21 protein-coding genes are annotated in these 24,497 nt (G+C 59.0%); 10 read left to right on the top strand and 11 right to left on the bottom strand.

Translation table 11 applies throughout. The annotated features are described in order from the left end of the window. Window positions 1-81 precede the first annotated feature (81 nt). From B3Q33_RS04060 to B3Q33_RS04030, 7 genes are all read right to left on the bottom strand, one after another. Window positions 82-1,356, bottom strand: coding sequence for a hypothetical protein (locus tag B3Q33_RS04060; protein WP_035244582.1), 1,275 nt, complete (start codon window positions 1,354-1,356; stop codon window positions 82-84). Window positions 1,357-1,434: 78 nt separating this feature from the next. Then, window positions 1,435-3,375, bottom strand: coding sequence for an acetoacetate--CoA ligase (locus B3Q33_RS04055; RefSeq protein WP_273010290.1), 1,941 nt, complete (start codon window positions 3,373-3,375; stop codon window positions 1,435-1,437). Between the two features lie 86 nt (window positions 3,376-3,461). Continuing rightward, window positions 3,462-5,411 (bottom strand): biotin carboxylase N-terminal domain-containing protein, encoded by a 1,950-nt coding sequence (locus B3Q33_RS04050; RefSeq protein WP_286826985.1) that lies wholly within the window; start codon window positions 5,409-5,411, stop codon window positions 3,462-3,464. A 93-nt stretch (window positions 5,412-5,504) separates the two neighbouring features. Then, window positions 5,505-6,278 (bottom strand): enoyl-CoA hydratase/isomerase family protein, encoded by a 774-nt coding sequence (locus B3Q33_RS04045; protein WP_272963224.1) that lies wholly within the window; start codon window positions 6,276-6,278, stop codon window positions 5,505-5,507. Window positions 6,279-6,335: 57 nt separating this feature from the next. After that, entirely contained in the window at window positions 6,336-7,943 is a 1,608-nt protein-coding gene (locus tag B3Q33_RS04040; protein ID WP_035244575.1) for a carboxyl transferase domain-containing protein, read from the bottom strand. Between the two features lie 113 nt (window positions 7,944-8,056). Next, window positions 8,057-9,220, bottom strand: a complete 1,164-nt coding sequence (locus tag B3Q33_RS04035; RefSeq protein ID WP_272963223.1) for an isovaleryl-CoA dehydrogenase — start codon at window positions 9,218-9,220, stop codon at window positions 8,057-8,059. A 272-nt stretch (window positions 9,221-9,492) separates the two neighbouring features. Continuing rightward, a complete protein-coding gene (locus B3Q33_RS04030) occupies window positions 9,493-9,876 on the bottom strand; it encodes a MerR family transcriptional regulator (RefSeq protein ID WP_272963222.1) in 384 nt (127 codons plus the stop codon). 116 nt (window positions 9,877-9,992) lie between these two features. Between B3Q33_RS04030 and B3Q33_RS04025 the strand changes: the two genes are divergently transcribed. From B3Q33_RS04025 to rraA, 4 genes are all read left to right on the top strand, one after another. Next, window positions 9,993-12,308, top strand: a complete 2,316-nt coding sequence (locus tag B3Q33_RS04025) for an efflux RND transporter permease subunit (protein WP_272963221.1) — start codon at window positions 9,993-9,995, stop codon at window positions 12,306-12,308. Window positions 12,309-12,347: 39 nt separating this feature from the next. Continuing rightward, window positions 12,348-14,561, top strand: coding sequence for a response regulator (locus B3Q33_RS04020; RefSeq protein ID WP_272963220.1), 2,214 nt, complete (start codon window positions 12,348-12,350; stop codon window positions 14,559-14,561). Then, a complete protein-coding gene (locus B3Q33_RS04015) occupies window positions 14,558-15,253 on the top strand; it encodes an NAD(P)H-binding protein (protein WP_035244566.1) in 696 nt (231 codons plus the stop codon). The genes B3Q33_RS04020 and B3Q33_RS04015 overlap by 4 nt, the downstream gene beginning before the upstream one ends. Window positions 15,254-15,328: 75 nt before the next feature. After that, window positions 15,329-15,811: a ribonuclease E activity regulator RraA gene (rraA, locus tag B3Q33_RS04010; protein ID WP_035244563.1), complete on the top strand. Its 483-nt coding sequence runs from the start codon at window positions 15,329-15,331 to the stop codon at window positions 15,809-15,811. Window positions 15,812-15,847: 36 nt separating this feature from the next. Here the strand turns inward: rraA and B3Q33_RS04005 are convergent, their stop codons facing one another. Then, a complete protein-coding gene (locus tag B3Q33_RS04005) occupies window positions 15,848-16,102 on the bottom strand; it encodes a DUF6316 family protein (protein ID WP_272963219.1) in 255 nt (84 codons plus the stop codon). Between the two features lie 131 nt (window positions 16,103-16,233). On the opposite strand from B3Q33_RS04005, the gene B3Q33_RS04000 reads away from it, so the two are divergent. Together B3Q33_RS04000 and B3Q33_RS03995 are read left to right on the top strand one after the other, a co-directional pair. After that, window positions 16,234-16,644, top strand: coding sequence for a CBS domain-containing protein (locus B3Q33_RS04000; protein WP_035244561.1), 411 nt, complete (start codon window positions 16,234-16,236; stop codon window positions 16,642-16,644). 112 nt (window positions 16,645-16,756) lie between these two features. Continuing rightward, window positions 16,757-17,398: a DUF805 domain-containing protein gene (locus B3Q33_RS03995; RefSeq protein WP_272963218.1), complete on the top strand. Its 642-nt coding sequence runs from the start codon at window positions 16,757-16,759 to the stop codon at window positions 17,396-17,398. A gap of 71 nt (window positions 17,399-17,469) precedes the next feature. On the opposite strand, the gene B3Q33_RS03990 is transcribed toward B3Q33_RS03995, so the two are convergent. Then, complete coding sequence (locus tag B3Q33_RS03990; RefSeq protein ID WP_035244559.1) at window positions 17,470-18,450, bottom strand: malate dehydrogenase; 981 nt, start codon at window positions 18,448-18,450, stop codon at window positions 17,470-17,472. Window positions 18,451-18,636: 186 nt separating this feature from the next. On the opposite strand from B3Q33_RS03990, the gene B3Q33_RS03985 reads away from it, so the two are divergent. Continuing rightward, window positions 18,637-19,722 (top strand): geranylgeranyl reductase family protein, encoded by a 1,086-nt coding sequence (locus tag B3Q33_RS03985; RefSeq protein ID WP_272963217.1) that lies wholly within the window; start codon window positions 18,637-18,639, stop codon window positions 19,720-19,722. On the opposite strand, the gene B3Q33_RS03980 is transcribed toward B3Q33_RS03985, so the two are convergent. Beyond that, window positions 19,705-20,757: an AraC family transcriptional regulator gene (locus B3Q33_RS03980; protein WP_272963216.1), complete on the bottom strand. Its 1,053-nt coding sequence runs from the start codon at window positions 20,755-20,757 to the stop codon at window positions 19,705-19,707. The two genes, B3Q33_RS03985 and B3Q33_RS03980, sit on opposite strands and share 18 nt — an antisense overlap. A gap of 134 nt (window positions 20,758-20,891) precedes the next feature. Next, window positions 20,892-21,245 carry a poly(hydroxyalkanoate) granule-associated protein gene (locus B3Q33_RS03975; RefSeq protein ID WP_272963215.1) on the bottom strand — a complete coding sequence of 118 codons (354 nt, stop codon included), beginning with the start codon at window positions 21,243-21,245 and terminating at the stop codon, window positions 20,892-20,894. A 277-nt stretch (window positions 21,246-21,522) separates the two neighbouring features. On the opposite strand from B3Q33_RS03975, the gene B3Q33_RS03970 reads away from it, so the two are divergent. From B3Q33_RS03970 to B3Q33_RS03960, 3 genes are all read left to right on the top strand, one after another. Next, window positions 21,523-23,046 (top strand): carboxylesterase/lipase family protein, encoded by a 1,524-nt coding sequence (locus B3Q33_RS03970; RefSeq protein WP_272963214.1) that lies wholly within the window; start codon window positions 21,523-21,525, stop codon window positions 23,044-23,046. Between the two features lie 141 nt (window positions 23,047-23,187). Beyond that, entirely contained in the window at window positions 23,188-23,520 is a 333-nt protein-coding gene (locus B3Q33_RS03965; RefSeq protein WP_272963213.1) for a BolA family protein, read from the top strand. Next, a complete protein-coding gene (locus tag B3Q33_RS03960; protein ID WP_272963212.1) occupies window positions 23,517-24,467 on the top strand; it encodes a rhodanese-related sulfurtransferase in 951 nt (316 codons plus the stop codon). Before B3Q33_RS03965 ends, B3Q33_RS03960 begins: the two co-directional genes overlap by 4 nt. The last annotated feature ends 30 nt before the right edge of the window (window positions 24,468-24,497 follow it).

Genomic DNA, 24,497 nt, shown 5'->3' with positions numbered 1-24,497 from the left:
CGCCTGACCGGGAGAGCTTTTACTCTACAAAGCCTACGGCGGGAATGACAAGTTTTCTGCCGTACCTCGCACTCTTTCATGTTATTCCATTTTCAGGCTGGCGCTCGGCTCATCCAGTTGCTGGCGGGCATAGTTGCCGGGCGTAAGCCCCTGGCTGTCCTTGCTGTAGAACAGCCGGGTAACAAAATAAAACTCCTGACCAAAAGGGATGTCCGTCAGTGAAAAGCCCACATTGGGAAGCTGGCCAGGAAAACGCTCCGGGTCATTGGCCAGCGAAGCATCATCCTGGTAGAGCAGACGGGCAGGGGTATCAAAGCCCTTCAGGAAAGCCAGCTGGGCGAGCAAATCAAAACCACGGCCGGTGCTGAACCAGATCCAGTTGTCACCCTCAAGGGGCTTGTCGAGCATGGCCTTTTCGGCATCGGACAAACGGCCGTCAGTAACCGCCACATGATTGCCGGTCCAACTGGTCATCAGTTGACTGTCATAGAGGCCGTTGCCGTCCAGGGAAATATCCAGTGCCGGGCGCTTCACTACAGTTTCGGCGATGCCGGGCAAGGTAAAGCGACTATGGATCTCCATCTGTTTGGGCATCACCAGAAAATAATTGTTGATGCGCAGCACGGGTACCTTGGCAACGGTTACCGAAGTGGACGCGTAAACCAGCGCTGCCAGCGGACCATTGATGACCTGTTTTACCTTGGGATCCAGGTTGTTGTTGTTCAGGGTGATCCTGTTGTTTTCTCCGAACAGGCCGGCACTGAGGCGTAGTTTGAGGGTATCGAGAATGCTCTGGCGCTCACCGTTTTCGCCCTCAAAGCCGCGAAAATAAAAGTCGCTCCAGTTGAACAGGTTGCCGTCTGCCATGCTCAGTGCATAGTCGGTACTTTTGATTGTCATGGACTGCGGGTCGAACTGCACGTAGCGATCGGTACTCTGCAGGTATGCGTTCTTGATCAGGTAGAAGTAACGGGTTTCGCCATCTTGTTCCACGGCCAGTTCTGCGGCCACCTGTTCGGTGACCGGGCCGCCAAGGGGCTTTCCGCCATCTTCAAAGCGCAGCAGCAGGCGATCCTCGGCATCAATCCGGAGGGGGTCGCCAACCGGACTGGTGCTGTCATCTTCTTCGAAATAGGGGTAACCCTGTTCCGACCATTGCACCCATTGATGAGGCACGGGCGCCAGGCGCCCATCTTGCATGGTGAAGAACGAATAGAGCCCGCTCTGCTTTCCATGCAGGACTTTGAAGGTGTCGCCGGTAAGCGTAATGATCTGGGCGTGCAAAGGACCTGACAGGGCCAGGAGAGGAAATAGCAGGGCGGCCGTCAACGTCGGCAAGCGTTTATTATTCTTCATGTTTTACATCACTGGGCCGGTACAAGCCTACATGATGCGCGTTTAAACCGGGCCGTCAATGGCCCGGTAAACGGGTGGTCAGTTTGCCAGCTCAGGGCGGTCGGAGAAATGTTCAAGTGCCTGCGGATTGGCCAGGGCATTGCGGTTGGTTACCGGGCGCCCGTGGATCACTTCCCGGACTGCCAGTTCGACAATTTTGCCGCTGACCGTGCGTGGAATTTCCGGCACCTCGGCAATCACCGCCGGGACATGGCGGGGCGTGGCACCTTCACGGATCGCTTTGCGGATTCGCGTCTGTAGTGCCTCGCTGAGATCGACGCCATCGGCCAGCACCACAAACAGCACTACGCGCACATCCCCTTGCCACTCCTGGCCGACCACAATGGCTTCACGGATCGCATCCAGGGTTTCCACCTGACGGTAGATTTCTGCTGTGCCGATGCGAACGCCGCCTGGGTTGAGCACTGCATCGGAACGGCCGTGAATGATCAGCCCGCAGTGTTGCTCATGGAGCACCAGCTGGGCGTAATCCCCATGGGCCCAGACGCCGTCAAAACGTGCGAAGTAAGCCTTGTGGAAACGGCTGCCATCCGGGTCGTTCCAGAACTGTATCGGGCAGCAAGGGAAGGGCTGTCGACACACCAGTTCGCCCTTGCTGTCCGCCAGCGGTTCGCCGTCGTCGTCAAACACGGCCACGTCCATGCCCAGGCCTGGGCACTGCAATTCGCCGCGGTAGACCGGCAGCAACGGGTTGCCGAGAGCAAAGCAGGAAATAATATCGGTACCGCCGGAAATGGAGCTGACCAGCAGATTCGCTTTCACCTGCTCATAGAGATAGTCATAACTCTCGTGGAGCAAGGGGGAGCCGGTGGAGAAGAGCGTGCGCAGGGTGGCCAGATCATGGCTTTCGCGGGGCTTGAGGCCAGATTTCTCCACGGCCTGGATGAACTTGGCGCTGGTGCCGAAATGGGTAATGGCTTCGTCATCCACCAGATCGAACAGCCGGGCGGTGTTCGGGTAGGCCGGGTTGCCATCGTAGAGCACCAGGGTGGCACCGGTATGTAGACCACACAGCAACCAGTTCCACATCATCCAGCCGCAGGTGGTGAAATAGAACAGGGTGTCATCTGCGCCCACGTCCGCATGCAGCTGCAATTCCTTGGTCTGCTGCAGCAGGGTGCCGCCGGCGCCATGAACGATGCATTTGGGCTGCCCGGTGGTGCCGGAGGAATAGAGAATGAACAGCGGATGATTGAACGGCAGTGCGGCGAAGTCCGGTGCCGGCCCGGCACTGTCGAGCCAGGTTTGCCAGATGAGTGCCCGTCGCACCGGTGTACTGTTGCCCTTGCCGGGCACCACCACCATCAATGCCGGTTTCAGGGCATCATGCAGGGCGTCGATTCGCTCGCCCAGGTCGATCCATTTGCCGTTGTAGTGATAGCCATCACAGGCTAGCAGCACGGTGGGTTCGATCTGGCCGAAGCGGTCCAGCACGCCGGATACGCCAAAGTCCGGCGAACAGGATGACCATACCGCGCCGATCCAGGCAGCGCCCAGGGCGGCGATCACCGTCTCAATACGATTGGGCATGTAGCCGGCGACCCGGTCGCCGGGTTTAACGCCGGCAGCCTGCAATTGGGCAGCCACCTTGCCGGCGGCTACACGCAGATCGGCGTAACTGACCTCGGTGCGGGTGCCGTCTTCCAGCACGCTGATCAGCGCCGGGTGAGTATCGTTGCGGTGTAACAGGTTTTCCGCATAGTTCAGCTTAGCTTGCGGAAACCAGCGGGTGTCCTGGAAACGGTCGCGGCGTGTGAGTACGGTGTTGCCGGGCTCACCCACCAGACCACAGAAGTCCCACACCTGTTGCCAGAATGCCTCCGGTTGCTCCACTGACCAGGCATGCAGGGCATTGTAGTCGTCCAGTGGCTGGCCACTGTGGTGGCGGGCCTGTTCCCAGAATCTGGCCAGTCGGCTGTTCTGTTGTGCTTCACCCGGTTGCCAAAGCGGTGCGGCCATTTTGTTCTCCCAAGGGTCTGGTGTCCGGCAGCAGGTGTCCGGCGGTTTCAATCAGGTTGGTCATCGCGGCCGAAAGGCCGCGATTGTCAGTCGTCAGCGGTCTCTTCAAATTCCACCAGTAGGGTGCCTTCGTTGACGCTGTCGCCGACTGCCACATGAAAGTCATGCACTATCCCCGGCACCGTAGCGCGCAGGGTGTGCTCCATCTTCATGGCCTCCAGTGTAATCACCGCATCGCCAGCAGCAACGGTATCGCCGGCAGACACATGCAGGGCCACGATGGTGCCGCTCATGGGCGCCATGAAGCCGGCTTCTTCGTCGTGCCGGGCGCTCTCACGGCTGGGGTTCAATGTGACCGCATGGGCCTGTCCCGCCACGAACAACAGCAGGGTGTGATCATCTTTGCGGGCATGGCGTGCGCGCAGACCGACGTTTCCCCAATGCAGGGTGATGCCGTGATCCGTGAGAGTGGCACTGAGAGGCGCTTGCTGGTCGCTCACGGCGGCACGGCCGTCCTGCTCACGAACGGTTACCAGGTCGCCATCAACCTGAAGTAGCGTCTGCCGGAAACGTCTACCCAGCGGCCGCCAGCCCTGCAGGCTTTGCCAGGGTGAGTTGCCGGTGTTGTCGGTGGCGAATACCTGGCTGGCGGCCAGGGCCAGCAGCGCTGGATCAGTGCCGGTGGCCTCCAGCAGTTGCGGGCGGTGTTCCAGAAGACGGGTGTCCAGTTCGCCACCGGCAAAGGCACCGTCGTTGAGTACCCGGTGCAGGAAGGGCGCATTGTGATGGATGCCGCTCAGTTCCAGGGCTTCCAGAGCCATGATCAGTTTCTGGCGGGCCTCATTGCGTGACGCACCATGGCAGATCAGCTTGGCGATCATGGGGTCGTAATGGTCGTCCACCCGATCGCCATTCTCATAACCGGCATCCACCCGGGCCACTTCATGGGGCCAGCGCAGATGGCTGAGCAGACCGGAGGAGGGCAGGAAGCCCTGTTCCGGATTTTCCGCATACAGGCGCACTTCCATGGCGTGGCCGAGACGCTCGATCTGATGCTGCGCTTTGGGCAGCGGCTCGCCGGCGGCGACGGCGAGCTGCCAGGCAACCAGGTCTTCGCCGGTAATCATTTCCGTCACCGGGTGCTCTACCTGGAGGCGAGTGTTCATTTCCATGAAGTAGAACTGGCCATCGGGACCGTAGAGGAACTCGACGGTGCCGGCACCGCGATAGTCAATGGCCTTGGCCGCTTGAACTGCGGCGTTGCCAAAGGCGTCCCGGGTGGTTTCATCCAGGCCTGGTGCAGGGGCTTCCTCGATGATTTTCTGATGGCGACGCTGTACCGAACAGTCGCGCTCGAAAAGGTGTACGGCGTTGCCGTGATTGTCGGCGAATACCTGCACTTCCACATGGCGAGCCGTGGGCAGATAGCGCTCCAGCAGTACCCGGTCATCGCCGAAGGCGCCGCTGGCTTCGCGGCGTGCCGCCGCCAGTGCTTCGGTGAACTCGCTGGCGCTGTTGACCACACGCATACCTTTGCCACCACCACCGGCTACGGCCTTGATCAGTAGCGGGAAACCCACCTGCTCGCTGGCGCGAACCAGGTCGTCATCACTGGCGCCTTCTTCATCGAAACCGGGCAATACCGGTACGCCGCTGGTCGCCATCAATTGCCGGGCGGCGGCCTTGTCGCCCATGACCTCGATGGCGCGGGCATTGGGGCCGACAAAAATGATGCCGGCGTTTTCGCAGGCGGCGGCAAAGGCGGTGTTCTCGGAAAGGAATCCGTAACCCGGGTGAATGGCATCGGCGCCGGTATCTTTGGCGGCGGCGATGACCTTGTCGATCACCAGGTAGCTTTCCCGCGCTGGTGCCGGGCCCAGGCAGACCGCCTGATCCGCTTCACGCACATGGGGCAGGGTGGCATCCGCTTCCGAGTAGACCGCCACGGTAGCGATGCCTTGCTGACGGCAGGTGCGGATAATGCGCCGGGCAATTTCGCCACGGTTGGCGATCAGGAGTTTTTTTATCTGTGCCATGTTGTTGCCTTTGTCCTGCCGTAGGAGCGTCGCTGGCGGCGCGATTCCGGCATGGGTTATCGCGCCGCCAGCGGCGCTCCTACGGATAGTGGATCAGATCCAATTTGGGCTTCGTTTTTCCAGAAAGGCACTCAGCCCTTCCTGGCCTTCTTCGCCGGTACGCAGCTTGGCGATGAGGTCGGCGGTGTCGTTGAGCATGCTCTGATCAATAGGGCCGTCGCTGACGCGGGCGATCAGATTGCGTGCCGCGATCTGGGCCCGGGGGGCGGCGCTGAGCAGGGCGCTGGTGAGGGTGTTAACTGCCTCATCCAGTTCATTTTCCGGTACCACTTCGTGGGCAAGCCCAAGAGCGACCGCCTTGCTGGCAGGAATGACCTCAGCGGTCATGAAATAGCGATTGGCCTGGCGGGCGCCCATGGCGCGGACCACATAGGGGCTGATCACAGCCGGTACGATGCCCAACTTCACCTCGCTGAGACAGAAGCGGGCATTGTCGGCAGCCACCGCCATGTCAGCGGCGCAGATCAGACCCAGAGCGCCTCCGAAGGCGGCACCCTGCACCCGGGCGATGACAGGTTTGGGACTTTGGTCGATGGCCTGCATCAGCCGCGCCAGTTTCAGTGCATCATCCCGGTTCTGTTGCGCATCCAGCTTGCCCATGGCGCGCATCCAGTTGAGATCGGCGCCGGCAGAAAAATGGTTACCGGCGGCCTGCAACACCACAACGCGCACGCTGTCATCGCTCCCGACGTGTTCAAACGCATCGGTGAGAGAGGCGATAATGGTGTCGTCGAAGGCGTTGCGCTTGTCCGGATTGTCCAGCGTAATGCGGGCCACCGGGCCTTCGATCTGTGTTGTTACACTCATATCCTGCTCCAGGTTTTAGCATGTTGCGTGAAGCGTGCCTGCGTACAAGCGTCCCCGTCACATCCGAAACACGCCATAACGCGTTTCTTCAATCGGTGCGTTCAAGCTGGCAGAGATGGCCAGCCCGAGTACGTCACGGGTATCCGCCGGATCAATCACGCCGTCGTCCCACAGTCGTGCGCTGGCGTACCAGGGTTGCGCCATTTCCTCGTAGCGCTCGGTCATGTCTGCCTGAAATGCCGTCGCTTCCTCGTCACTCCATTGCTGACCTTTCTTCTTCAGCGAAGCCTGCTTGACCTGGGTGAGGACGCTGGCAGCCTGTTCACCGCCCATCACACAAATACGGGCATTGGGCCACATGAACATGAAGCGTGGATCGTAGGCGCGCCCGCACATGCCGTAATTGCCGGCACCGAAGCTGCCACCGGTGATCACGGTAAATTTGGGCACGCTGGCACAGGCCACGGCGTTGACCATCTTGGCGCCATGTTTGGCGATCCCTTCGGATTCGTATTTCTTGCCCACCATGAAACCGGTGATGTTCTGCAGGAACAGCAGCGGAATCTTTCGCTGGTTACACAGCTCGATAAAGTGCGCGCCTTTCTGGGCGGATTCGGAGTAGAGGACCCCATCGTTGGCGAGAATGCCCACCGGGTAGCCGTGGATGTGTGCAAAGCCGCACACCAGGGTGGTGCCGTAGCGGGCCTTGAATTCATCCAGTTCGGAGCCGTCTACCATACGGGCAATCAGTTCCCGCGCCGGCATGGGCTGGCGGGTAGTGGTGGGGATGACGCCGTAGAGTTCCCTGGAATCGTAGGCAGGCGGGCGTACCGCCTGACGGTTTACCTGATCCGGTTTGTGCCAGTTCAGGTGCGCGATGGAGCGGCGTGCAAGCTCAAGGGCGTGGGGTTCGTCATCGGCCAAATGGTCGGCCACCCCAGACTGCTCACAGTGAAGATTGGCACCGCCCAGCTCTTCGGCGGTGACCACCTCACCGGTGGCGGCCTTCACCAGGGGTGGGCCGGCCAGGAAGATGGTGGCCTGTTCCTTCACCATGATCACTTCGTCTGCCATGGCCGGCACGTAGGCGCCGCCGGCGGTGCAGGAGCCCAGCACCACACTGATCTGGGGAATGCCCCGGGCAGACATGTTGGCCATGTTGAAGAAGATGCGGCCGAAGTGATCCCGGTCCGGGAAGACTTCGTCCTGACGGGGCAGGTTGGCGCCGCCGGAATCCACCAGATAGACACAGGGCAGACGGTTTTCGGCGGCAATGGCCTGGGCCCGCAGGTGTTTCTTGACGGTCAGCGGGTAGTAACTGCCGCCTTTTACTGAGGGGTCGTTGGCGACGATCATGCATTCCACACCGTGGATCTGACCGATGCCGCCCACACAGCCTGCTGCCGGAACGTCTTCACCATAGACGCCTTCGGCAGCCAGGGCGGAAATCTCCAGGAACGGCGAGCCCGGGTCCAGTAGAAGATTAATTCGCTCCCGCACCGGCAGTTTGCCGCGTTCGCGCAGACGCTGCTCGGCGGCCTCACCACCGCCGTGGGCGATGTGGTCCAGTTTGTCCTGAAGCTGCTGGCGCAGTGTCAGGTTGTGTTCCCGATTGGCCTGGAATTCCGGGCTGGCGGGATTGATCTGGCTATTGATCTTGGGCATAGGAGTCTCGCAAAAACCGTTTCTTACCACAGAGGTCACAGAGCACACAGAGACCAGGTTTTCCTCAGTGAACTCTGTGCCCTCTGTGGTGAAAATTTCTTTTGCTGGCCTGGTCAGGCGGTCTCGTTAAACAGCTCGCGACCGATCAGCATGCGACGAATTTCACTGGTGCCGGCGCCGATTTCATATAGCTTGGCGTCACGCAGCAGTCGGCCGGTGTTGTAATCATTGATGTAGCCGTTGCCGCCCAGGGTCTGGATCGCTTCCAGGGCCATTTTTGTCGCGTTCTCGGCGCAGTAGAGAATCACGCCGGCGGCATCCTTGCGGTTGGTTTCACCGCGGTCGCAGGCCTGGGCCACGTGATAGAGATAGCTGCGGCTGGTGTTGAGCATCACGTACATGTCGGCGATCTTGCCCTGCATCAGCTGGAATTCGCCGATGGCCTGGCCGAATTGTTTGCGTTCATGGATGTAGGGCACCACCTCATCCATGCAGGCCTGCATCACGCCCACCGGACCACCGGACAGAATGGTGCGCTCATAGTCCAAGCCGCTCATCAGTACCTTTACGCCCTCATTTTCCTTGCCAAGGATGTTCTCGGCGGGGACTTCGCAGTTTTCAAACACCAGCTCGCAGGTGTTGGAGCCACGCATACCCAGCTTGTCCAGCTTCTGGGCCCGGGAGAAACCGGGGAAGTCACGCTCGACGATGAAAGCCGTAATGCCACGGGGGCCCGCGCTGGTATCAGTCTTCGCATAAATTACGTAGGTGTGGGCGTCAGGGCCGTTGGTGATCCACATCTTGTTGCCATTGAGGATGTAGCGGTCGCCTTTCTTTTCGGCGCGCAGTTTCATGCTCACTACATCAGAGCCGGCGCCGGGCTCGCTCATGGCCAGAGCGCCGATGTGCTCGCCGCTGATCAGTTTGGGCAGGTACTTGTCTTTCTGCTCAGCGCTGCCGTTGATGGCAATCTGGTTGACACACAGATTGGAATGGGCGCCGTAGGACAAGCCGATGGAGGCAGAGGCGCGGGAAATCTCTTCCACCACGATGGTGTGGGCCAGATAGCCCATATTGGCGCCGCCGTATTCTTCGCCGGCAGTGATTCCAAGAAGACCCAGATCACCCATCTTCTTCCACATCTCCAGGGGGAACTCGTTACTGCGGTCGATCTCGGCGGCAATGGGAGCGATTTCCTTCTGGGCGAAGGCGCGGGCCGTATCACGCAAGGCGTCAATGGTTTCGCCCAGGTGGAAGTTGAAGGTGCTGTTAAACATTTTCCTTGGACTCCAGTTGGTTGGGGAGCTGCTGAATAACTCTTTGCGTACTCAGCGAGGCCTGAAGGGTGTAGCTGTTGTGTTTTGTTGCGACGGGCAGGGTGGTTCCCTTTCCTAGCGACAAAGCGCAGCAGATGCGCCCTTCAGGCCTCGCCCTTCGGGGCTTTCAGGCTGACCCACACTCGTTGTTGCGCTTTTTTGATGGATGGACATACACCTTCAAAATCGCGCCTAGATTGTGAGCCAGCCTGAAAGCCTGAGCACGCAAAGAGTTATTCAGCAGCTCCCAGACTTTCCAGGCAGCGTTGTTCTGCGTTATCCAGTTCCTGGTGCAGTAGCTGGATATCACGCAGTTGCTGATCAAGCTGTACGCGGCGCTGGTGAATTTTTTCCTGTAAGGCGAGCAACTGGCTGCGATTGTCGCTTTGTGGCTGGTACATGCCGATCAGTTCGCGGGATTCGGCCAGCGAGAAGCCCAGGCGCTTGCCACGCAGAATCAGTTTCAGGGTGACCCGGTCGGCGGGGGTGTAGACCCTTGTCTGCCCGCGGCGCTCCGGGGCTACCAGGCCCTGGTCTTCGTAAAAGCGGATGGTGCGGGTGGTGACATCAAATTCCCGGGCCAGCTCGCCGATGCTGTAGGTCTGTTTTTTGCTCATGGTAAAAGAGTAGGGGAAGTTTACGTTAACGTAAAGTATCTGATTTTGGCCCTTTCGGTCCGTGACACAGTGTTTACCCCTGCCTAGACTGCGGCTACCGAATAAGGGGGATACGCATGAAAGACGCATGGAGTCGCTGGGTGGTGACACATCCGGTGTGGGTACTGCTGGCCTGCACGGGCCTGTGCCTTGCCATGGCCGGTGGCATGAGCCACTTCCATAACAACAACGATCCACGAATTTTCTTCACGGAAGAGAACCCGGACTTCAAGCGCTTTGTGTCCCTGGAAGACAGCTTCACTGCCAACGAGATGGTGTTGTTTGTGGTGCATCCGAAAAACGACCGGGTGTTTGAACCGCAAACGCTGGCGGCCATTGAAGCCCTGACCGATGATGCCTGGACGTTGCCACATTCCACCCGGGTGGACTCGCTGACCAACTTTCAGCACACGGAAGTGGAGGGCGATGACCTCTTTGTGGCCCCACTGGTGGAAGATGCGCTTACCATGTCGGCGGAGGATATCGAGCAAGCCCGTGAGATCGCCCTGAACGAGCCCGCGCTGGTCGGCCGACTCGTCTCGGACAAGGGGCATGTGGCCGGGGTGGTTGCCACGGTCACCATGGGGGAGGGCAATACCGAGGCCCCGGAAATCACTGCCGCCGCCCGGGAAATGGCGCGGGCCTATGGTGAGCAATACCCGGACATCGAATTCATGGTGACCGGTACCGTGGTGTTCTCCCAGGCCTCTGCTGAAGCCACGGAGCAGTCCATGGCGACCACGCTGCCACTTGCATTTTTGGTAATGATGCTGTGTCTCTGGCTGATCCTGCGTAGTGCCATGTTTGTGGCGGTGACCGTGGTGGTGATCGCCTTCTCGATTGCCTCGGCCATGGGGATTGCCATGTGGCTGGGTATCCAGTTCTCGCCCATCGTGGGTATGGCGCCGGCCATGATCCTGACCCTGGCAGTGGCGGATTCCGTGCATCTTCTCGCCAGCTATCGGCATGAAGGTCTGCAGGGAATTGCCAAGACGCCGGCGCTGCTGGAAAGCCTGCGTATCAATCTGCAACCAATCTGGTTGACCAGCCTGACAACGGCGATCGGCTTTGCCATTCTCAATTTTTCCGAATCACAACCGTTCCGGGCGCTGGGCAATGTAGTACTGATCGGGGTGCTGCTGGCCTTTGTGTTCTCGGTACTGCTGCTGCCGGCGCTCGTGATGCTGTTGCCGCACCGCATCGAGCCGGGCAGACAGCGTGATTATGCACCCTGGATGAGCGCACTGGCCGGTCATCTCAGCCGTCATTACAAGCGCTGGTTGGCAGGCATGTCGGTTGTCGTCGTGGTGCTGACGGCGAGCGTGGGGCTTAACCGTACCAACGATGTCTTCAACGAATACTTTGACGAGACCTTCGAGGTAAGGCGGGTCAACGATTTTGCCATGTCGGAAATGACCGGCATGCACCGTATTGATTATGCGGTTCCCTCCGGTGAGTCCGGCGGCACCATGGAGCCAGAATATCTTCAGCATCTTGATGATCTGATGACCTGGCTGGAGCAGCAGGATGAAGTGGTCTACGCCACCTCCTATACCAATGTGATCAAACGCCTTAACCGGGACTTGCACGGCGGTGACCCTGCTTACTACCGCATTCCGGACTCCCGGGAACTGATTTCCCAGTACACCCTCTTGTACGAGTTGTCCCTGCCCCAGGGGCTGGGACTGGAAGACCAGCTCGATATCGACAAACGCCAGGCTCGCGCCATCGTGGTACTGGAAAACATCGGGTCAAAGCCGGTGCTGGATTTCAACGACCGGGTTGAGCAGTGGATGCAGGATAACTGGCCCGCGGGCATGCAAACCAAAGGCACAGGCATGGATATCCTGTTCGGCCGGGTCACCATGCGTAATATCGAAAGCATGCTGGGCGGCGCCCTGATCGCACTGATCAGTGTCTCGCTATTGCTGATCTTCGCACTTCGCTCGGTTCGCTATGGCCTGCTGTCGTTGATTCCCAACCTGTTGCCGGCGGCCATGGCGTTCGGTCTCTGGGGGCTGATCAATGGCGAAATCGGTCTGGCGGTATCGGTGGTGGCCTGTATGACCCTGGGGATCGTGGTGGACGATACGGTGCACTTTCTCAGCAAGTATGTGCGTGCCAAACGGGAGCTGGGCCTGAATACGGAGAAAGCTGTGGACTATGCTTTCCGGACCGTGGGAGTGGCCTTGGTAGCCACCTCCGTGGTGCTGGTGGCCAATTTCGCGATTATTGGCACCAGCCACTTCTATCCCAATGCCAGCATGGGGCTGCTGTCGGCGATCACCATTGCCATGGCGCTGTTTGTGGACTTTTTCTTCTTTGTACCGTTACTGATTGCCCTGGATCGTGCGCGGCGGAGTAGCCAGCCCGGAAAAGCAGTGCTAACGTAGCGCCACATTGTCCGGAAACGTTCCACGGAACAAGACACGGTGACATACAAGAAAGATCGCAAGGTTCTCAAGCGCGTCGATTACGGGGCCGCCAAGAACTCCCTGATGGGGGTGTTGGCGGCCCTTCTGATTTATGCCCTGGTTTTTGCCTGGGGGCAGGTCTATCAGAGTTTCGAACTCGAAGCGCTCATCGGAGGCGGGGCCGTTCTGGCTGTCACCGCCTATCGACTATGGCTGGTTGCCCGTTTCGATGCCCTCTACGGCTCGGGGCCGGCACGCTGGCGCAAGCTGTTTGGCGCCGGTTTGGCCATGCATGCCCTGCTGTGGGGTATCCTGCCGGCCTGGCTGGCCTGGCGACTTGGCTCCGGTTTCAACTTCTTCGCGGTACTGCTTTATAACGTGGGTGTCACTACGGCCCTGGGTAGCTCCTGGATGGCCGGTCTGCGGGTGCGTCAGGCGTATATCGTGCTGATGTTCCTGCCCACGGTGCTGGTACTGCTGATCACCGGGTCGCTGCACGACTGGGTGATCGCGATCATGATCAGCATCTATGCGTTCTACCTGTTCCGTCTATATCGCGGCCAGTATGAAACCTTCTGGCATGCCATGACCCGCGAACGCCGCGGACGGGGCGAAAGCAGCAGTCAGCAGCCGGTGCGCAGCAGTACGGAGGTGCAGCTCAGTCTGGTCTACCGCCTGGCCCACGAACTGCGCACGCCGATGAATTCCCTCATGGGAATGATGTCCCTGCTGGAAGATACCCGTCTGGATGATGAGCAGAAGGATTACCTGCAAGTAGCCGGGCGTAGCGGCAAGCTGCTGTTGTCGCTGATTGATGACGTACTCGATTATTCCCGCATCCTGTCCCGGCGGGTCACTCTCAATTCCGAGTTCTTTGATTTCCGCACTGCCATTGAGCAGGCGCTGGAAGCCTTCGGCCCCATGGCTCAGACCACGGGGCTGGAACTTACCTGTGTGATCGACCGGTTGCTCCCCAAACGCATTCGCGGCGACCGTGAGCGCCTCATGCAGGTGCTCAACAACCTGTTCAGCAATGCCATCAAATTCAGTGATAACGGCGAGATCCGCCTCGACGTAGATTTTACCGTGGAAAGCGAAAGCAACGGTGTGTTGAGGGTGCGGCTCAGCGACCAGGGCTCGGGAATGGATCCGGAAACCCTGCGCCACCTGTTCCAGGACCGCTTTATCGAAGAGGGCCAGGATGTCTACAGCAGCCGCCATACCGGCTTCGGCCTGCTGGTCTGCAAGGGCCTGATTGATGCCATGGGAGGCACTCTGGGCGCCGAGAGCGTACCTGGAAAGGGCTCCACCTTCTGGTTCACCGTGCCGGTGCAGATGCAGCCGGACATGCGCGAAGCCCAGGATCTGATACGAGCCCTTGATGGCGCCGAGGCCGTGGTAGTGGGCGCCGCCTCCGGTACCGTAGCCTGCCTGCAGGAAGAGCTCGAGACGCTTGGTTGTCAGTGTTCCTCTGCTCAGGGCTATGACCATGCGTTGCAGGCCCTGCGGGCCGGCCACCGTGAACACAGCGATTTTGATCTGCTACTGGTGGATACCTGGACGCGGCCGGAACTGGCCCTGAACCTGTGCCGCAACGTGCTGGAAGATCCTTCCCTGCGACCGGTGCGGTTGGTGCTGCTGGCCACTATCGAAGAGCGCGGTACCCCGGCGGTGCAGAAGCTGATCGACAAACACGAACTGGTGGTGGTGGTGCGCCCGGCCCATCGCCGCAGTCTGCGCAATGCCCTGGCTCGCCTGGTGGGCCTGCAGCGTCAGCAACCGGTCGGCGATGCGCCAATGCAGACCCGTGAGGAGCGCCAGCGGCGCAAGCAGTTCCGGCTGATGCTGGTCGAAGATAACGAGGTCAACCAATTGGTGACTCGGGGCATGCTGAGCAAGCTGGGTTATCAGGTGAAAACCGTCAGTAATGGGGAAACAGCACTGGCCCTGGTGAACCAGGAAGGGTTTGATCTGATCCTGATGGATTGCATGATGCCGGAAATGGACGGGTTTGAAGTGACCCGGCGGCTGCGCGATCGCGAGAAGCAGAACGATGGAGCGCGTACACCGGTTGTGGCGATTACCGCCAACACGGCGGAAGGCGTGCAAGCGCGTTGTCTGGCGGCGGGAATGGATGATTTTCTGGCGAAACCGGTGCATCTGGACGCACTGGAAACGGTTCTACGGCGCTGGTTGCCTGCGGAGCCGGATCTTGATGAGGATGATGAATGACAAGAAAAGCCTTGCTGCTGGGGGCCACCGGACTGGTCGGTAACGACTGTCTTGCCAATCTGCTGGAAAGTGATGAGTACGAACAGGTACGGGTACTTTGCCGTCGACCCCTTTCCATAGAGCATCCCAAACTGGATGTTCAGGTGGTTGATCTGGATAAGATGGAAGCCTGCCAGTCGTATTTTCAGGTAGATGATGTGTTTTGCTGCCTGGGCACGACCATGAAGAAGGCCGGGTCCCGGCAAGACTTCCGTCATGTGGACCATGATCTGGTGGTACTGGCCGGGCAGATGGCCCTGCGCGCCGGCGTGCAGCGTTTTCTGGTGGTGTCGGCCGTCAATGCCAACGCCCGCTCTCCGTTTTTTTATGCCCGGGTAAAAGGCCAGATGGAAAAAGCGCTGGTTAAACTGGAATTGCCGTTACTGGCCATCCTCCAGCCCTCCCTGCTGCGCGGGCAGCGAAATGACCGGCGGCCGGCTGAGGACTGGGGTAATATCTTCAATCGCGTGATCGAGCCGCTAACCCGCTGGACTGATGCCCATTGGCTGCCAGTTGACAGCCAGAAGGTGGCGGATGCCATGGTAGGCATGGCCCTAGAGGGGCCGCAGACCGGTCTTTACAAACTACGCTACCGGGATTTTCTGGTGTTTGCCGGCAAGTTCCGTAACCCACGAGAAGTGAAAGGCGAATAGGGGAGTTGGATGCAAGGGCGCGAATCTGGCCGCCACCCTGGAACACCTTTCTCACTACTGTTTTAAGGAGTCAGTATGACCTTTGTGACCTGCGATCTCTGTGATGAGAATGCCGACAGCGTGTCTGTGGTAACCGGCCATAACTGGTTCAGCTACGGTGGGCGCAGTGCCTTTGGCGGGGAAGTGGTGACAGTGAAATGCTTCGAGGACAACAGCCGCGTCAAGGAGCACCTGGCCACTGACGGCAAAGGGAAAGTGCTGGTGGTCGACGGTGGCGGTAGCCTGCGCAATGCCCTGATCGGTGACATGATTGCCGAGAACGCGGTCAAGAATGGCTGGGAAGGGGTGATCATCTATGGCGCATGCCGCGATGTGGATGAGCTGGCCAAGCTGGATATCGGTGTTGTCACCCTGGGCTGCGTGCCGATCAAATCCGTGCGCCGCGATGAAGGGCAGCTCAATATCGACATCACTTTTGGTGGCGTGACCTTTCATCCGGGGGAGTATGTGTACGCGGATAACAACGGCATTATTACCTCGCGCCACGCGTTGCTGTAACCCATCTTTGTAAGCTGCCCTGATAGAGGGCAGCTCTCAGACGCGGATTTCTGGTGCTAGCCCAAATGACGCTTTCGCTTGCATATCGCGGATATACATCATCAATTCTTGTTCTGCCTCCCAGTGGGTATCAAAAGGGCCTTCAACGGTATTCTCCCGGGTCGAAAAGAACCAACGTCCCCCTTCGTTGAAAAAACGATCGCTGCGAAACCACGTCTTTGCTTCCATGTCTTCGGCTCTGACTTTCATAAAATTCCCTTTTTGCATATAAGTCTTTTCAAAAGGTAACATTGCGTAACTGTTTGCATCTACAGCCGTTCGTCGTTCAGAGGCTAAACAGAGTCCGTGGTGATCAGAGCAATATCTGTTATAAAAGGAACGATTGGCCTATTTCGGTCCGATACACAGGAAAGTTCTCTCTCATGCTGAAGTCCATTCGGGTTGCCGATTACATGACCCGCAACCTGGTTACCCTGAAACCTCATGTTTCGGTCAATGATTCCATTCGTATCCTCCTGGAGAACCGGATTTCCGGTGCCCCAGTGGTGGATGATTCAGGAAGTTTGGTAGGGGTTTTTTCCGAGTCAGACTGTCTCAAGGGCGCTTTGCAGGCCAGCTACCATGAAACAGAAATTGGCTCGGTTGCCGAGTACATGACCCAAGACCCTCAGACTATCTCTCCGGATAGCTCAATACTGGATGCGGCAGAAATCTTTATTGCCGATCACCGGCGTCGTCTTCCGGTGGTGGACAAGGGTAAGCTTGTCGGTCAGATCAGCCGTCGCGATCTACTGCGGGCGATGGATGATTTCAGTCGCAAGCACACCCTGTAAGGAATCAACAGTGGCCGGCTGCCGGCTCCAGGAAGGTACAGCTAATACCTAGATTCGAAGTTGCAGTTCTCTGTTCGGCTCTTTCTCTGAGCTATTGCAGGAAGTAGCAGCAATGACAGAGGCTGACCTTTTCATCAGTAATCACTATCCCAAGGGGGGGGGCATGAACCAGCCTTACCAAGCTCCATCGGCGGATGTTTGTATCGCCAAAGTTGATGAGCGCTATCAGCCAAAATTCTTTGCCGCATCAGGTCGTATCGGCCGAATGCGCTACGTCGTCTATGCCTTCGGTTTGACCATGCTCTCCTACCTGGCGATTGCTATTGTGGGTGGCATTCTGGCGGCAATCATGGGCGGCTTTGACAGCGCTTCTGCCAATTCCGGGGCCACGATGCTGCTGGGCTTCCTGGCCATGGTCGTGATGCTGTTTATTCTGGTGATGACGGTGATCTATGCAATTCGCCGCTTGAATGACATCAATGCCAGCGGTTGGTTTGTGCTGTTATTTCTGGTTCCCATTGTGAACCTGATCATGGGGTTGCTGTTGATCTTCATGCCGGGCACCAAGGGACCGAACAAATTCGGGCCCAAACCGGTTGCCAACAGCGGCGGTGTGGTAGCGGCTTTTGTTGTGGTGGCGGTCTTGTTCGTGGGGTACATCGGCGTACTGATGGCAGTGGCCGTGCCGGCCTACAACCAATATGTGGAGCGTGCCCAGGCTGCTTCTGAAATGCAGTACGACTACGACTACTGAGCAATAACGCTGCATACATTGACCATAAAAAAAGGGGCTCCGGAGAGCCCCTTTTTCATGCCTGCAAAACCTTACGGCAGCAGGTGGGAAACGGCGTCACGTTCTTCCGCCAGTTCCTTCTCGGTGGCTTCCATCTTGCCACGGGAGAAATCGTTCACTTCCAGACCCTGAACGATGCTCCAGTCGCCATCCTTGCAAGTGCAGGGGAAGGAGTAGATCAGGCCTTCCTGGATGCCGTAGGAACCGTCGCTGTAGATGCCCATGGACACCCAGTCACCGTCGGCAGTACCGAGGGCCCAGGAACGCATGTGATCAACAGCTGCGGAGCCAGCGGAAGCAGCAGAAGATGCGCCGCGGGCCTTGATGATGGCGGCACCACGCTGCTGTACTTCCGGAATGTAGGTGCCTTCGTACCAGTCTTGCTCAACCTGGTCGATGGCTACCTTGCCGTCCACTTCGCAGTGGTGCAGGTCCGGGTACTGAGTGGAAGAGTGGTTGCCCCAGATGGTCATCTTGGTGATGTCGTTGACCGTTTTGCCCAGTTTGTTGGCCAGTTGCGCCATGCCACGGTTGTGGTCCAGGCGGGTCATGGCAGTAAACTGACGCGGGTTGATGTCCGGCGCATTGCGCTGGGCAATCAGGGCATTGGTGTTGGCCGGGTTACCGACAACCAGCACCTTGATGTCTTTGCTGGCGTTGTCGTTGATGGCTTTGCCCTGGGCTGAGAAGATTGCTGCATTGGCTTCCAGCAGATCTTTACGCTCCATGCCTGGACCACGCGGACGAGCACCAACCAGCAACGCGTAGTTGGCGTCCTTGAAGGCCACGTTGGCATCGTCGGTGCCAACAATGCCGGCGACCAGCGGGAAAGCACCATCTTCCAGTTCCATGATAACGCCCTTCAGGGCTTCCATGGCCGGGGTGATTTCCAGCAGTTGCAGAATAATGGGCTGGTCTTTGCCGAGCATGTCGCCGGAGGCGATACGGAACAGCAGGGAATAGCTGATTTGGCCAGCGGCGCCGGTAACGGCTACGCGTACGGGTGCTTTCATTAACAATCTCCTAGCTTTAATTCGGGAGAACTTATGGGGCTGAAACCAGGGGAGACACTGAGCAATGGCGAATTCCGCCATGGGTCAGGGGTCCCGGACGGGGCGCATTATAAAGGAAGCAAAGGCCTATTCATACTTGGACCGAGGTCCTGAGCCGGAGCGAACTGATTTGACACGAGGCAATGAATGACGAAATGGGATGTGGTGGTGGTTGGCGCCGGCCAGGCCGGTTGTGCCGCCGCCTGGGACCTGGCGGCGGCGGGGCAGCGTGTGCTGGTCCTGTCACGGCCTGCCGGGCAGGGCAAACCCTGTGCTGGTGGAGTGACGGCGAAGACCCTGAATCGCTACCGGTTTTCCATCGCCCCGGTGGTTCGGGAAGTGGTGTCCACGTTGTGGGTAGGTCGCTTTCCTGCCGGTAGTCAGGCTTTGCAAGCTGCCAGCCCCTTCTGCGTGATGACCGAACGTGCCGAACTGGATGCGTTCTGTCGCCAACAGGCCCAGGAGCAGGGAGCCAGCTTTGCCGAAACCCGGGGGATTCAGACCCTGCGGCAGGATGGCCGCTCTGTCACCCTGACCACCCGTGAGGGCGAGCGCTTTCAGGCCAGCGCAGTGATTGCTGCCGATGGCGCCCACAGCCCGGTACGCAAGCTGTTGGGGGAGTGCCGTTATGGCGGCGCCGTGGCTATCGAGGGATGTGTGCCTCGGGAGCAGCTCTCCTGGTATCCGGGCATGACACTGGATTTTGCGGCAATCAAAGGTGGCTACGGCTGGCTATTTCCCAAGGGCGATCATGTCAACGTAGGGCTTTACGTGTGGCGTCAGGGAATAGCCTCGCCGGGCCGTGAGCAGCTTGATCGCTACAGTCAGCAACAGCTGGGCGTCCGTCCCTCGGGGGTGCAGGGCTACCCGCTGGGCACCTGGCTGCCACTGGCCCGTTTGTGTCAGGGGAGAATCCTGTTTGCCGGTGATGCGGCCGGTTGTACCGAAGCGTTGCTGGGAGAGGGGATTTATGGCGCCGTTCTCAGCGGCCAGCTGGCCGCCCAGGCGATTCTTGCCGGGCAACTGGCGAGCTACTCCGGGTGGTTGGCGGGCTGGCGGGAAGAGATGGCGACGGTAGAGCAGCTGGCGCGGCTGTTCTACCCGTTGATGCCTCTGTCCACCCGCATGCTGCAGGGCAATCTGGGGGAGACCCTGGTGGATGGGTTTGCCCGTGGGCTTACGCTGGGCCAGTGCAAGCGCCGCTGGCGCGGCGCATCAATGGTCGGGGGATAACGCGCTACCTTGCTGTTCCCGGTAGTGCACCGGGGTGACGCCGAACCAGCGTTTGAAGGCCCGATTGAAAGCGCTTTGTTCCGAATAGCCCAGATCCAGAGCGATCTGGTTTACCGAGCGGTCGCTGTGCAATAACCAGTCACAGGCAAGGCGGCGGCGTTCATCTTCCAGCAGGCTGGAGAAATCCGTGTTTTCTGATCGTAACTGGCGGCGCAGGGTCCAGGGCTTGATGCCTAATTGGTCGGCGATAGGTTCCAGTTGCGGGACCCCCTGCTGCAGGCGTTTTTGAATCTCCAGGCGTACCTGTTCCAGCAGATTGTCGCGGGCATGGTACTGGGTGACCGCCCGCTGCATGCGAGAACGTGCCACCTTGTGCATTTCCGGGTCTGCATCGCGCAGCGGCAGGTCCAGCAGGCTGGCATCGAGGACGATGGCATTCTGCGGCTGCTCGAAGGCGACCTCACAGCGGAAGATGCGCTGGTATTCCTGCTCCTCGCCCTGTGGTGGGTGGCGAAACAGCACCCTGGCCGGCGACATTTCCTTGCCGATCAGCCAGCGGCCGTAAGTGATGGCGCCGGCGAAGTTGGCATCTATTCGAGCCGGATACGTGGCCAGGTCTTCCAGGTCGCTTTCCCAGATCAGCCACAGGGACTTGTCACGCCACTCGAAGCGCAGCTGGGCACATTCACTGGTGACCTTGGTAAAGGGGATCATCAGCTCGATGGCGTCACCGAGGGTGGCGCTGGACATGCTGGCATAGCCGAGCTCGCCTATGAAGCGCGGGCGGATGCCTTCGCCCATGTGCAGACCGAAAAGCGGATCACCGCTCTCCTGCATAGCCTGCTTGAGTAGCTGGTTCTCAACCGTCATGGCAATGCGGGACTGGGGGTTTTCCAGATCGTCGTTGCTGATACCCAGATCCACCAGGGCACCACTCAGATCGACACCGGCACGCAGGGCGGCATCCAGCAGGAACTCAAGCCAGAAAGGGGCGACGGTACGTAATTTCAGTGAAGAAGACAGGCTGGCGGACATCTTGGCTCGCGTCGTTTTTGTTATCTGCAGAGGCTACTAGATAACGAGAGGCGGGCGGGGAAGTCAACGGTTCAGGTGAGACAAAGAGGAGAGAGCAGGGGCGGCGTACCGCCCCTGAGACTGGCAAAAAGCGATTACTTCGCTTCTTTGGCCAGCTTGTTGACCTTGCGAGTCAGGGTGGCCAACTTCTTGTTCAGGGCTTCTACCTCATCACGGGTGGGCAGACCCAGAGCGGAAGCAACTTTGCCGCGCACTTCATCCAGCTGGGACGGCTGCTTCTTGGCAGTGGTTTTTTTCTCTGGCTTGGCCACGGCTTTCTGACGCTTCTCGCCAGTTTTCACCAGGGTCTGGAACAGCTCATTGCCGTTTTCTTCCAGACGGGTGTAAGCACCACGTACGGCGGTGTTCAGTTTTTCCAGAGCCGCTTTGGCTTCGGTGGTAACTTGTTCATAGCGCTCGTTGAGTTGCTCGATCGTAGCGTTGCTCATAGGGGGCTTCCCTCCGTAGAAAAAATGGATTAGCAAAGCCCTCTGGCGGTGGCTGCGAGGGCGTGAACAAGTGTAAGTCAGGATTCTGACAGTGTTGTTTATGTTGTCTAACAATTAAACACGAGGTTTGGCCTACTCATCAGTAGGTAATTTGCTAAGGTCTACATCCAGCCTGTGCGGGCTCAGCCATCGTGGCGTCTGCAGAGCCATTTTCCGGCGAATGAAACACGTGGGGCATGGCAGGGCTGTCGGACAGAAATCAGAAAAGGATCCATCCATGTCAGCAGTGATTCGCCAGGGCCACTATCAAGGACTTGCCGGTAACGGTGTCACCGAATACAGAGGCATTCCGTTTGCCTTGCCACCGCTGGGCGAGCATCGCTTCAAGGCGCCCCGACCGTTGCCGGACGCTGATAATCAGGTGACGGCGGATCAATATCCCCAGCCCTCGCTACAGATGAAGAACCCGTTGATGGGAGTTCACGAGTCCAGTGAAGACTGCCTGTACCTGAATATTTGGGTTCCTGAGGGAGAGGGGCCCTTTCCGGTGATGGTCTGGTTCCATGGCGGTGCCTATCTGGCCGGCTCCATTTCCCAGCCCCTGTATAACGGTGCGGAACTAGCCCGTAGCCAGCAGGTGGTGGTGGTGAATGCGGCCTATCGACTGGGGGCCATGGGCTTTGCCGATTTCACGGCGGTGGCGCCGGAGCTTCAGGCCGACAGCAATCTGGGGCTGCGGGATCAGCTGGCGGCTCTGGAGTGGGTGCAGGAAAACATCCGCGGTTTTGCCGGTGATGCCAATCGGGTCACCGTATTCGGGGAATCCGCCGGTGGCTTCAGTGTCTGTGCGCTACTGGCATGCCCGCGGGCGGCATCGCTGTTCCACGCTGCCATTGTCCAGTCCGGCGCGGCAGATTTTGTGCTGGCGCCGGAACAGGTCCGCAAGGTCACCGATGCCTTTGTGGCCGCTCTGCCCGGCGAGGGCAGTGCCGCAGAGAGGCTGCGCGACTGCTCCGACAAAGACTGGATCAAGGCCCAGAATCAGGCGGTAAAAGTGCTGGTGGACCGCGGCCTGCGCACGACAACGCCACAGTTCGCGATGAATTTTCTGCCCATGGTGGATGGGGATCTGTTGCCGCAGCTACCGATAGAAGCCATTGCCGCCGGCGCTGCCGCGGACAAGCGGCTGCTGGCCGGAGTCTGCCAGGATGAATACCACTTTTTCCAGTACGCCGGGGTGCTGGCCGGAACAGTAAAAATGGCATCCCTGCGGGACGTGGATGATCAGGAAATCCAGCGTCGCTTTGAACGGGGGCTGCCGGGCAATGGTGCCCGGGCGTTTGATTATTACCGCACCACGGTCAAGGCGGACCCCCGCCGCAGCCCCCTGGACGTGTTTTCGGCCATGGAATCCGATCGTCTGTTCCGGGTGCCCACGGTACGTTTGCTGGATGCCCAGAGCCGGCACAATCCGGATTGCTGGGGATTCCAGTTTACCTGGCAGAGCGAGCCCTTTGGCTTGCCGCTGGGGGCCTGCCATGTGGTGGATGTGCCCTTTGTGTTTGGTGTCACCGATACTCCGGCGGGAATGTATTTCACCGGCGGCGGTGATGCGGCCAGAGCCCTGTCCCGACAGGTGCAGGATGCCTGGGGGGCGTTTGCCCACGGCGATGATCCGGGCTGGCAGGGCTGGTCCGCCGGGCGCCAGGTGCGCCAGCTTGGACCGGGCGATGAGATGGCCGGTTTGCTGGATGATGCTGCCGAAGCCCTCTGGGAAACCATCATTCCCGTCCAGAAGTAAGGGGGTGGTGTCCGACCGCCGGACATTTCTCAGAGTCACTCAAAGCGCGTAGAATACCGCCCCCGCGCAGCCCCGGTGCCGCGCTATACTGGTTGTGATCTGCGACATTTTCGATGTGGGTGAGTAAGAGTGGTGAGTGGCATGAGCGTAGCAACATTGATCGAGCGCAAGGTTTCCGAGGCCGTCCCTGTGGCACATTTGGCTCTGGAAAACGAAAGCCACAAACACAGTGTGCCGCCCAATTCGGAAACCCACTTCAAGTTGGTGCTGGTGAGTGATGCCTTTGACGGCATGCTGCCGGTACGTCGCCACCAGCTGCTCTACAAGGTACTGGCCGACGAGCTGGCGGGCCCTGTGCATGCACTGGCGCTGCATACCTATACCGTGGCGGAGTGGCAGGCCAAAGGCGGCGAGGTGAGTGAATCTCCTGACTGTCTTGGCGGCAGCAAGCATGATCCGGAGTTCAAGGCGTGAGTCAGCATAAAGTGGAAAGGTCGGACAGCATTGTCGTTGCTGCCCTGTACAAGTTTGTCTGTCTGGGTGATTTCGAGCAGTTGCGTGAGCCACTGCTGGCGCTGATGCTGGCGCAGGATGTGCGCGGCACTCTGTTGCTGGCCGGGGAAGGCATCAACGGCACCATCTCCGGGCCACGGTCCGGCATTGATACGGTGCTTGGCTGGCTCCGTGAGGATCCGCGACTGGCGGATCTGGAGCACAAGGAATCCTTCCACGACGAGCATCCCTTCCTGCGCACCAAGGTCAAACTCAAGAAGGAAATCGTCACCATGGGCGTGGAGGGGATCGATCCCAACCGCACCGTGGGGACTTACCTGAGCCCGGAAGAATGGAATGCGGTGATCAGTGATCCGGAAACCCTCCTGATCGATACCCGTAACGATTACGAAGTGGAAGTGGGCACCTTCAAGGGCGCCATCAATCCGGAAACCCGCACTTTTCGTGAGTTTCCTGACTATGTGAAAGACACGCTGGACCCGGCCAAACACAAGAAAGTGGCCATGTTCTGCACTGGCGGGATTCGTTGTGAAAAATCCACTGCCTACCTGAAAGAGCAGGGCTTTGATGAGGTCTATCACCTGAAGGGCGGCATCCTCAAATATCTGGAAGAGATGCCCAAGGAAGACTCCCTGTGGGAAGGCGAATGTTTTGTCTTCGACGAAAGAGTCACCGTCGATCACGATCTCAATCCTGGCGAATTCGACCAGTGCCATGCCTGCCGTCGTCCCATTAATGACGACGAAAAAGCATCGGAAAAATTCCAGCTTGGCGTCTCTTGTCCCAAGTGCTACGACGAGTCATCTCCAGAGCAGAAGGCGCGTTTCGCCGAACGCCAGAAGCAGATAGAACTGGCCCGCGCCCGGGGTCGCCAACATCGTGGCCAGAACCCCCGCAAGCCGTCCTGAGAATCAAGGTTATCCCCAGCGTTAGCGAAC

The sequence above is a fragment of the Alcanivorax sp. UBA3183 genome (assembly GCF_002364155.1).
Lineage (GTDB): Bacteria > Pseudomonadota > Gammaproteobacteria > Pseudomonadales > Alcanivoracaceae > Alcanivorax > Alcanivorax jadensis.
This window is presented reverse-complemented; position numbering and strand designations above follow the sequence as displayed.